Below are 12,189 nucleotides of genomic sequence, written 5' to 3' on the forward strand. Positions count from 1 at the left end.
AGCCCCCTCAGCCCCCCTCAGCCCAACGTATAACCGTTATCAACCTTCCAGTCCTGTCCATAAACCCCCCGCGCCCCCTGGGACAGCTGAAAAATAATCACGTTGGCCACCGCAGACGCATCAAGAAAATGCCCCGGCAAAAGACGCTTGCCAAGCGTGTCAGCAACATCGTCAAGCTCACCATCACTCAAGCCCAGGTTGTCCCACATCGAGGTCGCGGTCGGCCCCGGCGAGACCAGGTTGATGCGCACATCGAAACGGGCAAACTCCACCGCCAAAGTGCGCGCCTGTGCCGCGAGTGCGGCCTTACTGGCAATGCAGGCCGCCAGACCGGGAAAACTCGACCCCGTCAGGAAGCTGCCGACAAACACCACCGACGCCGGGTTCGCCAACTCACCGCGCAACGCCGCCAAGGTGTTCAACGCACCCGCACCGTTGACCGCCCATTGCCGCTGAAAGGCCGGCATATCCAGGCTATCGGCCATTTCGGCAATGCCGGCGTTGGGCACCAGATAATCCACCCGCCCCAACGTCGCCGCCCGCCGGGCCAACCCTTGCAGATCGTCCTCGCAGGTAACGTCCCCGGCACACCATTGCAGCCGTTCACCATAGATCTGCTGCAAGGCCGGCAAGTCACCGACGGTGCGCGACATCGCCAACACCCTGACCCCACGCGGCAAAAGCGCCGCGCACAAGGCCAGGCCAATCCCGGAACTGGCGCCGGTGATCACGGCCAAACGATCCTGAAACTCGGTTTGCATCATGTTCTCCTGGGCATCGTCGATGCCAAGCACTGGGGACCTGGCGGGACCCTATCTTTGAACAGATGCAAAAATACCGACTTGACGGCGATCAGATTTTCTCAATGGATCGACAGCTCAATGAGTCGAGTGCGACATGGCCGGTTGTTGCAGCACCGACTGATCGATCTCGCTGAACCGCAGCACGCGACCGCCCTGCTCCGTGGCCAGTTTTTCAGCAGCCTGCTGGCTGGAGAACGACGCCAACACCACACCCATCGCCCCCTTGAGCCGGGTGCCGACCACGTAATACGCATCTTTGGCATCGATCAGTTGGGTGTCATCCGGCGAATTCCAAGGGCTGTGCTCCATGTCGTGGACATACAGCCTGGCATCGCCATGATGGTTTTCCGGTTGCAACCACCAGCCGATCATTTCCGCCGTGGAGCAGAATTTCTTGATGCCGCTGTGCTCGACCACTTCGCCCTTGGGGCCGGGGAAGCCGTCGATGATCATGCCGCAGACATGGCACTCATCACTGGGATGAAAGGCGCTGGGGGCATCGCTGTAGCTGGCTTGCACGGGTTTGTCACACGCCGTCAGCAGCACACAGACCATCAGGCCCGCCAGGTTGCGCAGCGTCTTCCAATCAAGCGTTCTCATCATCAGGTGCTCCAAAAAACCAAAGTAAGAATTCAAGTCGCCCGTCGACGGAACAGCAGCCAGGCCGTACCCAACGGCGCCGCCACCCACAACAGCAGGCAGAGCCAGAGCATCGAGCCCGGCACAGGCAAATCGCTGCCCAGGGTCAGCACACCAGCGGTACTGGCGACGGCGTCAAAACCGGAAAGATTGATCAAGCGATAGAGGTCGGCGGGATTGAACAGCAGCAACCAGGGCAGCACTTTCGGGTTGAAGTGCCCTTCGCTGAGCACCAGCAGGGCGAGCAGCGCCAGGTCAAACACCAGCACGAAAAAGAACCACACGCCCAGCGCCAAACCGGCGGCCGTGGATTTCTCGGCTGCCACGCTGCTCAGCACATAAGCCAGCCCCAGGAAGCCCCAGCCCAGTAGCGTCGACGACACAATGAATCGTCCGAAGGCCCAGAGCAGCAGGCTCAGCTCGACGTCGTCCACCAGCACGGCGATCGCGAGCATCGCGCAGCCGAAACCGATCAGCGTCGCCAGCGCCAGGATCAACCCGTGGCCAATGAACTTGCCGAGCAGGATGTGCCCGCGCCCCAGTGGATAGGTCAACAACAGCAGCAAGGTGCCGCTTTCGTCCTCGCCGACAATGGCGTCATACGCCAGCATCAAGGCGATCAGCGGCATCAGGAACGTCGCCAGGCTGGCCAGGCTGGCGATGGTCGCGGGCACCGAGGTAAAGCCCAACTGACCGGACGCCGCCGCGCCCAACCAGGCAATGCCGGTGGCCAGCACCGCGAACAACAGGCTGATCGCCAATAACCAGCGGTTGCGCAAACCGTCATTGAATTCCTTGCGGGCCATGTTCCAGATCGGGTTCATAGAATCTCTCCACTGTGGGTCGCAGCGGCCCGTCCCATGTAATAGCGGTAGAGGTCTTCCAGGGACGGCGGAGTGATTTCCACGTCAGCCGGCTCATCCTCATTGAGCAACTGGCGCAACAGGCCCAGTTTGCTGCCATTGAGCGCGGCCACTTCGAGGCCCTCCACGCCCCAACGTTGAGTGACATGCCCTGCAATGTTCCACGAGGCCTGCAAGGGGCCGGCATGCTTGAGCCCGTTGGCGCGAATCAGCGTCGGCAACCCGGCTTCCTCGCGCAGGCTGCGCAGACTGCCGAGGGCCAGCAGACGCCCCTGGGTCAGGATCGCCGCACGATTGATATGCGCCTCGACCCCCGGCAAAACGTGAGAGCAGAGAATGACGCTGGTGCCCTGGCTGCGTAGACGGTCGAGCAACCGATACAGGTCTTGAGTGGCGATGGGATCGAGGCCGACCGTCGGCTCGTCGAGCAGCAACAGGCGCGGTTCGCCGAGCAACGCTTGCGCCAGTCCGAGGCGCTGGCGCATGCCTTTGGAGTAGGTCTTGACCCGTCGATGCGCCGCCCCTGCCAGGCCAACTTCCTCCAGCAGCCCGTCCACCTGAGCGAACGCGGCCCCTTTGAGTCGCGCGAAATGACGCAAGGTTTCCAGACCGCTCATTTGCGGATAAAACGTCACGTTCTCCGGCAAATAGCCGAGCAGACGCCGGACATTCGGATCACTGGGCAAGCGGCCAAACACCCTGACTTGCCCTTCGCTGGCCTGCAACAAACCGAGCACCAGTTTCATGCTGGTGGTCTTGCCCGCGCCGTTGTGCCCGAACAAACCCAGCACTTCGCCTTCGGCCAGGCTAAGGCTCAACTGATGCAACACCGTGGTGTGCCCATAACGCTGGCTGACGCCTTCCAGATCGACGACATTCATGTGACGGGCTCCTTGGTCAGGGTGTGCGTGGTGGATTTCATCAACGGATGGCTGTCGAGTACGCCCGGCGATTTCATCACCGGAAACGCCCGTTGCACCCAGCGCAGCAGTTCAATCCCGGGGCTGTTCATCAACAGCCGCACCTGCGGGTACAGCCACAGCAGGCGGTCGACGTTGTCGTTGGGTTCGTAGGCGATATCGCCCAGGCCATCGTTGTTGCGGTCCCAGCCCAGATAGTCGCTCCAGTAATTGCCCCGACCATCCGCCGACCATTCCTGCAAGCGGGTGGCGACGTATTTGACCTGGCGCTGGTTGCCGACAAACGCGTTGTCGGCGATGCGGTTGTCTTCGGAGCCGGCGGTGAGGTGAATGCCCACGGCGCTGTGCTCGAAGTGGTTGTGTTCGATGCGGTTGAACAGCGAGTTGTAGATGAACAGCGCCTTGCCCTCGGCGCCGCTGATCATGCTGTCGCCGGTCGAGCCGTCGCGCACGTCGGTGACGAAGTTGTCGCGCAAGGTCGAGTAGGTGATGTAGTTCATCAGGATGCCGTAGTTCTGATCCTGTTCGGAGCGGTTGCCGATCACCGTGAGCTTGCGGCTTTGCATCAGGGCGTAGCCGGTGCGGGTGCGGCGGGTGGTGTTGCCGATCAGCTGGTTGTCGTTGGCGAACATGTAATGCACGCCGTAACGCAGGTCTTCCAGGGTATTGCCTTGCAGCAGGTTGCCGTTGGAGGTGTCGATGTAGATGCCATCGCGGGTGTCGCGCACCTGGTTGCCGATGACCCTGGCGCCATGTACTGCATACAGGTGAATGCCGTTACCGCGATCCTGTGAACGCATCGCCGGATCGCCCTGGATGCGGTTGTCGATCAGGCTCGCATCCTGAGTCCCATCGACCCAGATCCCGAAACCCTGGCCTTGCAGTCGATTGCCTTTGATCACCGCGCCACGGGCCTTGGGCTGGAGGAACACCGCCGCATTCATGGCCGTGAGGTCATGCCCCCAGTCCAGAAAAGTGCAGCCCTCGATCCCGACGTCCGGTGCGCTGACAATCACCCCGTTGCCCTGCCCTTGCGCCTGAAAAACCGCGCCGGGCTCGCACACAATCTGCATCGGCTGATCGACGCTGAACGAGCCACGGTATTCGCCCGCCGGCACGTGCCAGCGTTGCTCGGCGTCAAGGCGCAACGGCAGCGTGGTAATGGGTTGCACCGCCAGCACACTGCCGGGCATCAGCAGGAGCGCAAGCGCGATCACCTTGATCGGGTTTCCCTTGATGTCGGTCATCGGTCCGCTCCTGTCGATGCTCAACCGTCAGGCCCGCTCGACCTTCATGCGGCCGACCATTTCCATGTGCAGCGCATGGCAGAACCAGCTGCAGTAATACCAATGCAGGCCGGCCTTGTCGGCGGTGAAGGTGATGGACGAGGTTTGCTGCGGGCTGATCTCCATGCTCGCGCCGTGGTTGGTCATGACGAAACCGTGGGACACGTCCTCGATCTGGTCGATGTTGGTGATGGTCACGGTCACTTCGTTGCCCTGCTTGACGGTGAACTCGGTCAGGCCATACGCCGGTGCCATGGAGGTCATGTAGACCCGCACATGATTGCCGTCGCGGATCACCTTGTTGTCGGTCTCCAGGTTGATGCCATCCTTCTTGGCCAACTCCACGGTGGCGGCGAAGAACGGGTCGTTACGGTTCCAGATTTTTTGCGTCTTGATCTGATCCCGCCGCGCGAGGATGCAATCGTGCGGTTCGGCAAACGCCGGGCCGTCGTGCACCAACTTCATTTCTTCGCCGGAAATATCGATCAACTGGTCGTTTTCCGGGTGCAGCGGCCCGGTCGGCAGGAAGCGGTCCTTGGAGAACTTGCACAACACCACCAGCCACTTGCCGTCCGCCTCACTGGTTTCGGTCAGCGACGCGTGGTTGTGGCCGGGCTGGTAATGCACGTCGAGTTTTTGCTTGATGTAATTGACCTTCTCGCCCTTGTAGGCACGTACCGCGTCCGCCATGTTCCACTTCACCACCTGGCTGTCGATGAACAGCGTGGTGTAGGCGTTGCCGCGACCGTCGAAGGTGGTGTGCAACGGGCCCAGGCCCAATTCCGGCTCGGCGGCGATGACTTCGCGCGGGTCCTTGAATTTATCGGCGAACAGGTCGTCCAGGCGGTCGATGGCGATCATCGATACGGTTGGCGACAGCTTGCCGTTGGCAATGAAGTACTTGCCATCGGATGAGGTGTTGAGGCCGTGGGGGTTCTTCGGCACCGGGATGTAACGGGTGAATTCGGAGTCCTTGCCATCGGTTTTACGACCGTCGACCACCGGCACTTTCGAGTTTTCCAGGGTGATGAACTTGCCGGCCTTGATCGCGGCTTCGATGCGCGGAATGTTGAACACCACGACCCAGTCGCGCTCGTTGCGCATCATGCCGCCGAGGTCGTAGGCCTTCTCCGAGTTGTAGCAGGTGGACGCGGCGTACTTGCCGGTGTAGTCCATGTCGGCGTTGTCCAGATTGCCGTCGACGATCACCTGAAACGCCATTTCCATTTTTTCGGCATCGACGGCGTTGAACATGGTGAAGCTGTTCTTGTCTTGCAGGTCGAAGGTGTGGCCGTCATTGGGGTGCGGAATGACGAACTCGGCGTTGGCGAACACGTACTTGGTGTACGGCACTTTTTGCAGGCGCAGGCCGTGAATGGCTTGCACGTTCGGCACCGTGAGCATCTTGTCGCACTTCATGATGTCCAGGCGGATGCGCGCAATACGGGAGTTGGCCTTGTCGTTGATGAACAGGTACTTACCGTCGTACTTGCCGTCCGTCATGGAGATGTGCGGGTGATGGCAATCGCCGTTCTGGAACTTCGCGCTGTCGCCCATGATGCGCTTGCTTTCGTTGGTCAGGCCCCAACCGGTGGCCGAGTCGACGTTGAACACCGGAATACGCATCAACTCGCGCATCGACGGCACGCCCAGCACCCGCACTTCGCCCTGATGTCCACCGCTCCAGAAGCCGTAGTATTCGTCCAGCTCGCCGGGGCCGACATGGGTTTTCGCCTGCGCATCCTTGACCGCAGCCGCCCATGACTCGCGGCTGAACACCGCCCCGCCCAATGTCGTGGCCCCTGCCAGCACCGCCCCGGTGACGGCGCTGCTACCGAGAAAACCGCGACGGCTGAGTCCGGTGTGCTCTTCTTCCTGCACCGGTTTTGTGGATTCTGTGTCAGTCATGCTGCGTACTCCTTGAAGGGATAAAACGGTGTGCGGGTAGAACTCGGTCAACTGTAGGAGCGAGCCTGCTCGCGATGGACTCAAGAGCGCCGCGTTGAGCCAGTCATTACGCGTCAACGTTAGCGACCATCGCGAGCAGGCTCACTCCTACAAGGGCGCGTCATTCAGGGGCGGTCACTTCCACGACAGGTATCAGTTGCGCCGCCACAGGAGCCGGTTTGCCGCGCTTCTTGCGCTTGTTGATCAGCGGCGGGCATTTGTGTTCGTTGTGGTAAGTCATCTGGCAATCGAGGCAGTAGTGGCACTCGTTGGCATTGATCCGCCCATCCGGGTGAATCGCCTGGATCTCGCATTCTTTGGCGCACAACTGGCAGGGGTTGCCGCATTCCTTGCGGCGCTTGAGCCAGTCGAACAGGCGCAGCTTGGTCGGGATCGCCAACGCGGCACCCAACGGGCAGATGTAGCGGCAATAGACTTTGCGCGTGAAGATGTTGATGACCAGCAGCGCCACCGCGTAAAGGACAAACCACCATTGGCGGTCGAACCTGAGGGTGATGGCGGTCTTGAACGGTTCCACCTCGGCGAACAGTTCGGCGGTGGACATGGATTCCAGGGAGATACCGAACAGCAGCAGCAAAATGATGTACTTGATTGCCCACAACCGCTCATGCACCGCGAAGGGCAATTCGTATTGGGGGATTTTCAGTTTGCGCGCGGCTTCGTTGATCAGTTCTTGCAAGGCACCAAACGGGCACAACCAGCCGCAGAACACCCCACGCCCCCACAACAGAATGCTCGCGGCGGTGAACACCCACAGCATGAAAATCAGCGGGTCGGTGAGAAACAGCTCCCAGCGAAAGTGCTCGAACAACGCATGGACAAAGGTCAGGACATTGACCACCGACAGCTGCCCCAGCGCATACCAGCCGAGGAACACCACGGTGAAGATCAGGTAACCGCGACGCAGCCAGTGCAGGAAATGCGGGCGGCGGGTGAACTTGTCCTGCAGGAACAGGATCGCGGTCAGCAGCAACAACGCGGTGGCGAGTACACCGACCTGGAAGTGTTTCTGATACCAGATCGTCAACCACATCGGCCGGTTGGCTTCCTCGATGGCAGCCAGTTCTTCGGCACTCGGTGCGGGGCGCTCAAGGTATTGCTCGGGCAATTGATAAGACAGTTCGAAGCTGCTGAACATGCCGCTGACCGGACCGGTCTGACGCCGTACCAGCAACTCCAGGGACCAGGGCGATCCTGGATCGAAACCCGCCTGCTTGCGCACAATGAACACCGACATCTCATTGAACTCGGGCATGCCCTTGGCGAACACGTCGGAGAGGCGCTGATGGTCCATGTCGCGAAAGCTGATGACATTGCCGAACTGGCGCAATTGCACCCGGTCGAAAATCCCGCCGCGCACATAACCCGAGCCTTTATACGAATACAAGCCGCGTCCCAATACAGCAATGGCTTGCTCGCCGGGCTTGAGCTCTTGCATGAGGACACGGTATTGAATGTCACCCAGCAACGCGCGGCCAATGGTCGGCGGGTTCAGGTCGGCGGTGTACAGCTCGATAAAGGTGTCATCGACCTGGTCAGGCGCGGCCGTGTCGACGCCTTCGGCCTCGGTGCCTTTGAAGGCGGCATCGACCTGTCCACGGGTCAGGTTCAAGCGACGGATGGCGCCGTTTCCGCTCAGTTGCTCCCAGGTGGCAGGCTCGAAAAAGTCCTGGCGCACAGTGGCGGGCTTGCTCGCCACTGCCCCCTTGTCTTCGATCAGCTTGAGCGATACGGCCACTTCATGGGCGGCCCGCATGATGACTTCATTGACCACCATGGCGGTGACGGTTGCGCCGGCAATGGCATCCACGGTGACCGCACTCGGGTCACTGGAGTGGCCGACAACCACTCGCTGGCTGACCTTGATCCCTGTGTAGCGGGCACTGAAACCGTGGAGTTTTTCTTCGGGGATGCCGATCAGCAGAATCGGCTCATGGTGTTCCAGGACGTAGGCATCCTGAATAACACCGGCGGTGTCGAGGATCACCTGGGTATTGATCGGTTTGCCCGAGTAGGCCGGAATGTCCACCACGTCCAGGCTCTGGAAGACATAACCGATGACCTTGCCGCCCGCTGATATCGTCCGCACCTTGAACGGGCCTTCCGCTGCGGAAACCGAATCGGTTTGCGGGAAGACCTTCTCGATACGCTGCTGCTCGATGTCGCCGTATGACTTGGCCTCAACCACCGCGAACATCGCGAGTATCAGCAAGACCGTCACCACCAGACCAACGCTCCAGATGCGCAGGTTGCCAGGTATCGAAGGCGAAGAGATTGTCATGAGCGGGCTGATTTCAAAGGGTCTGCGGTCATGTTAGGGAGCATTGCGCCCCCGTCCCTTGATTGAAATCAACTTGCCGACAATCCCCGTTCCAGAGCGCCCGAATGTCTCAAACAGTGCGCGAAAACTGGCCTTTTTGCTGATCGCCCAAGTAGGCATCAAACGCCATCGCGGCGCTGCGCATCATCAAATGCCCTTGCGGCAACAGCACCAGCTCGTCACGGTGAATCTGCAAGAGCCCGTCGCGAACGTGCTCGCCGAGTTGGGCCAATGACTCGGCAAAATACTCGGTGAAGCAGATCGCGTGACGTGCTTCGAACTTGGCGAAATCGATCCGGCCATGACACATCAGGTCGCTGATCACTTCGCGGCGCAACAGGTCGTCAGCGCTCAGGCGATAACCCCGATGCACCGGCAGCAGACCTTGATTGATGCGCGCGTAGTACTGCGAAAGCTCCTTGACGCTCTGGCTGTAGCTGTCGCCGACCTTGCCGATCGAAGACACCCCGAGGCCGATCAAGTCGCAGTCGGCATGGGTCGAGTACCCCTGGAAATTGCGTTGCAGCGTGCCATGGGCGCGGGCCAGCGCCAGCTCGTCATCCGGCAAGGCGAAATGGTCCATGCCGATGTAGACATAACCGGCCTCGGTCAAACGGCGAATGGTCAGTTCGAGCAACTCCAGCTTGCGCTCCGGCGGTGGCATGTCCTCCGGGCGAATCAGCCGTTGCGCGCGCACCAGCTCCGGCAGATGCGCATAACTGTAGGCAGCAATCCGGTCCGGGCGCAGGGCAATGATCTTGGCGAGGGTGACGTCAAAACTCTGCACCGTTTGCAGGGGCAGGCCGTAAATCAGATCGACGCTGATCGACTTGAATTGCGCCTCGCGCGCCGCCGCGACCAGCGCATAAATCTGCGCTTCACTTTGCTGGCGATTGACCGCCGCCTGGACGTCGGGATCGAAGTCCTGCACGCCAAAGCTCAGGCGATTGAAGCCCAATTGGCGCAGCGAGTGGATCTGTTCGCTGCTGATGGTGCGCGGGTCGACCTCGATGGAAAACTCATGGTCATCGCTGTCGTCCATGTCGAATGCCTGGTGCAGGCAGTCCATCAGGTCGGCCAGTTGTTCTTGGGTCAAATACGTCGGTGTGCCCCCGCCCAAATGCAGTTGCGTAAGCTTGCGCGTGCTGTCGAACAGCGCGGCCTGCATGGCGATTTCACGCTTGAGGTACGTCAGGTATTCGACGGCACGATGGGTCTTTTGGGTAATGATTTTGTTGCAGGCGCAGTAGTAACAAAGGCTTTTGCAGAACGGGATGTGGATGTACACCGACAACGGTTTCGGCACTGCGGCCTGGTTGCTGTCGTGGGCGGCACGCTGATAGTCGTCAACGGCAAACGCCTGATGAAACTGCGGGGCCGTCGGGTAAGAGGTGTAGCGCGGCCCGGGCCGGTCATATTTTTCGACCAGGGCACGATTGAAATCGAATGAAGGCTTCATGATTAATCAACTCGCAGGTGGGTTAATGTTTTGCACTGTCCACCTCCTTTTCAAACAGGCTGCAGATAGCATCCACCTCCTGCCGGCCGGCGGGAAGGATGCTGATGAAACGCTCTGACAATTCAATCAAACCGTCACGACTCAATTGCTCCAGCAACGGCCAGACGGATGAGAAATACATGGGGAACACCAGCCCATAGCGCCGCTCGATGGCACGGATATCCAGCTCCTGATCACACGCCAGTCGCTCCATGACCATTTGCCTGATCTGCTCCCCCGCCTCGAAACGCCAGCCACGAGCAGTCGGCAGCTGGTCGTTGTCCAGCTGACGCTGATAGCGCTCAATGGCGTCGGTATTTTGCGTGTACAAATCGTCGATCCGGCTGATGGCGCCCACACCGAACCCGATGTGGTCGCAATAGCCGTGACGGGTGAAACCGTCGCAGGTGCGGCTCAAGCGGCCTCGCTCCTGAGCGATCGCCAGGTCATCATCGGGCCGGACAAACTGCCCCATGCCGATGTAGTGATACCCCGCTGCCAGCAATTGCTCGAAGCAGATCTGACGCATCGCGCCTTTGTCGTCCTGGCTGCACAACGCCCTGGCCTTGTCACCGAGCACAGGCCGATAGCGGCGTGGCGGCCGTGCGTAGTCGAACACCATCAGGCGGTCGGGCTCCAGCTCGATAATCGTCGTCAGCTTCAGCGCAAAACTGTCCGGCGTTTGCCAGGCATGGCCAAATCCCAGATCGACATTGATGGAGCGATAACCAAACGTGCGCGCGGCATCGATGAGCGAATGGATCGGCGCCGGATTCTGGTAGCAAGCCACGGACATCTCGCACTCGGTGTCGATGTCCGGAACGCCAATGCTGACGTGATTGAATCCCTGGTCACGCAGCACGCCCATGGTCGACCAATCGGTGTGATGCAAATCCACTTCAACGCTGTAGTCACCAGACTCATGCGCCAGAAAGTTGAACCGGCGACGCAAATGCCCCATCAGTCGCTGAATATGGGCGATGGTGGGCGTTCCACCGCCCAGGTGAAATTGCTCGACCCGTTGCTCTGGATGGGTGTGGCAACCGACCAGGTCGATCTCGTGCTCCAGACGCCGCAGGTACTGCTCGATGGCGCCCTGCTCGCCACAGGCATCAGCAAGGGTGCAAAAGGATGGCTTGAGGCTGGAAGGCAGGCGCAAGTTCAGGGAGAGCGGCCGGCGTTTCTGGCGGCTGACGCGCAAGGCACGAAGCAAATCCAGAGAGCCGATGCCGTTGTGAAACTTTTGCGTATCGGCATGGCAGTTGGGGTCGAGCACACCCTGATCGCACCGAGCGACAAGCTCGCCAGGGTTGTGAAAGAAATCGAGCATGACGGGTCTCCCAGACTGGCTGCAGATCTTCAGTGTCCGGGATCGGCAATCATCGCTCCTTGATTTGTATCAAGCCGCCAGCCAAGTGCTTGCAGAGGCCGACCATCGGTCACCACGTCAGGTAAAACATGCCCTTGGCCAGCAAGACGATGGCGACCATATGGCAGAACAGACTGCCGTGGATGAATTGCAGGTAACGAGCGTTCATGCGCCCGCTTTTGAACAGAATCATGGCCACCAGAAAATGCAGGAGCACGCTCACGGCAACGACGATTTTCACCATCAGCAACGTGCCGAACGAGGACGCCAGCGGCGTGGCAAGAGCGGGCAAGTAGCGCTGCCAGACCATGCCGATCCCCGCGCCGAACAACACCAGCAACACCCACGGCATCAGCGTCCGTGCTCGACGACCGATCCCCTGCTCGACCAGCATCATTACCCTGTCGGGCAATTGCTTGCGGATGCTTTCCAGAAACAGGACCTCGAAGAACACCGTGCCGATGAAGATCAGCGCGGCGAACAGGTGCAATGTCAAAAAAACGGGATAGACCATGAGAGGGAT

10 protein-coding genes are annotated in these 12,189 nt (G+C 60.2%); all 10 read right to left on the reverse strand.

Annotation, left to right across the window (positions count from 1 at the left end; all coding sequences use genetic code 11):
• Positions 1–17: 17 nt before the first annotated feature.
• Positions 18–761 carry an SDR family NAD(P)-dependent oxidoreductase gene (locus KGA97_RS02155; RefSeq protein ID WP_223480141.1) on the reverse strand — a complete coding sequence of 248 codons (744 nt, stop codon included), beginning with the start codon at positions 759–761 and terminating at the stop codon, positions 18–20.
• Between the two features lie 117 nt (positions 762–878).
• On the reverse strand, positions 879–1,403 hold the full coding sequence (locus KGA97_RS02160; protein WP_008037451.1) for a nitrous oxide reductase accessory protein NosL: 525 nt from the start codon (positions 1,401–1,403) through the stop codon (positions 879–881).
• Positions 1,404–1,435: 32 nt separating this feature from the next.
• Positions 1,436–2,266 carry an ABC transporter permease gene (locus tag KGA97_RS02165; RefSeq protein ID WP_008032080.1) on the reverse strand — a complete coding sequence of 277 codons (831 nt, stop codon included), beginning with the start codon at positions 2,264–2,266 and terminating at the stop codon, positions 1,436–1,438.
• On the reverse strand, positions 2,263–3,186 hold the full coding sequence (locus KGA97_RS02170; RefSeq protein WP_008037453.1) for an ABC transporter ATP-binding protein: 924 nt from the start codon (positions 3,184–3,186) through the stop codon (positions 2,263–2,265). The genes KGA97_RS02165 and KGA97_RS02170 overlap by 4 nt, the downstream gene beginning before the upstream one ends.
• Positions 3,183–4,472: a nitrous oxide reductase family maturation protein NosD gene (locus KGA97_RS02175; protein ID WP_008032076.1), complete on the reverse strand. Its 1,290-nt coding sequence runs from the start codon at positions 4,470–4,472 to the stop codon at positions 3,183–3,185. The genes KGA97_RS02170 and KGA97_RS02175 overlap by 4 nt, the downstream gene beginning before the upstream one ends.
• 27 nt (positions 4,473–4,499) lie before the next feature.
• Positions 4,500–6,419: a TAT-dependent nitrous-oxide reductase gene (nosZ, locus tag KGA97_RS02180; protein WP_008037454.1), complete on the reverse strand. Its 1,920-nt coding sequence runs from the start codon at positions 6,417–6,419 to the stop codon at positions 4,500–4,502.
• A gap of 160 nt (positions 6,420–6,579) precedes the next feature.
• Positions 6,580–8,760, reverse strand: a complete 2,181-nt coding sequence (gene nosR, locus KGA97_RS02185; RefSeq protein WP_223480142.1) for a transcriptional regulator NosR — start codon at positions 8,758–8,760, stop codon at positions 6,580–6,582.
• Between the two features lie 109 nt (positions 8,761–8,869).
• A complete protein-coding gene (gene hemN / locus KGA97_RS02190; protein ID WP_008037456.1) occupies positions 8,870–10,258 on the reverse strand; it encodes an oxygen-independent coproporphyrinogen III oxidase in 1,389 nt (462 codons plus the stop codon).
• A 22-nt stretch (positions 10,259–10,280) separates the two neighbouring features.
• Positions 10,281–11,627 (reverse strand): coproporphyrinogen III oxidase, encoded by a 1,347-nt coding sequence (locus KGA97_RS02195; RefSeq protein ID WP_008037459.1) that lies wholly within the window; start codon positions 11,625–11,627, stop codon positions 10,281–10,283.
• A gap of 109 nt (positions 11,628–11,736) precedes the next feature.
• On the reverse strand, positions 11,737–12,180 hold the full coding sequence (locus tag KGA97_RS02200; RefSeq protein ID WP_008032069.1) for a CopD family copper resistance protein: 444 nt from the start codon (positions 12,178–12,180) through the stop codon (positions 11,737–11,739).
• Positions 12,181–12,189 lie beyond the last annotated feature (9 nt).

This window comes from Pseudomonas sp. BF-B-15 (assembly GCF_019946675.1).
Taxonomy (GTDB): domain Bacteria; phylum Pseudomonadota; class Gammaproteobacteria; order Pseudomonadales; family Pseudomonadaceae; genus Aquipseudomonas; species Aquipseudomonas migulae.

Coding starts and splice junctions, on each gene's coding strand:
- nosZ (WP_008037454.1), bottom strand. CDS start 6,419: ATGACTGACACAGAATCCACAAAACCGGTGCAGGAAGAAGAGCACACC.
- nosR (WP_223480142.1), bottom strand. CDS start 8,760: ATGACAATCTCTTCGCCTTCGATACCTGGCAACCTGCGCATCTGGAGC.
- KGA97_RS02165 (WP_008032080.1), bottom strand. CDS start 2,266: ATGAACCCGATCTGGAACATGGCCCGCAAGGAATTCAATGACGGTTTG.
- KGA97_RS02175 (WP_008032076.1), bottom strand. CDS start 4,472: ATGACCGACATCAAGGGAAACCCGATCAAGGTGATCGCGCTTGCGCTC.
- KGA97_RS02170 (WP_008037453.1), bottom strand. CDS start 3,186: ATGAATGTCGTCGATCTGGAAGGCGTCAGCCAGCGTTATGGGCACACC.
- hemN (WP_008037456.1), bottom strand. CDS start 10,258: ATGAAGCCTTCATTCGATTTCAATCGTGCCCTGGTCGAAAAATATGAC.
- KGA97_RS02195 (WP_008037459.1), bottom strand. CDS start 11,627: ATGCTCGATTTCTTTCACAACCCTGGCGAGCTTGTCGCTCGGTGCGAT.
- KGA97_RS02200 (WP_008032069.1), bottom strand. CDS start 12,180: ATGGTCTATCCCGTTTTTTTGACATTGCACCTGTTCGCCGCGCTGATC.
- KGA97_RS02155 (WP_223480141.1), bottom strand. CDS start 761: ATGCAAACCGAGTTTCAGGATCGTTTGGCCGTGATCACCGGCGCCAGT.
- KGA97_RS02160 (WP_008037451.1), bottom strand. CDS start 1,403: ATGAGAACGCTTGATTGGAAGACGCTGCGCAACCTGGCGGGCCTGATG.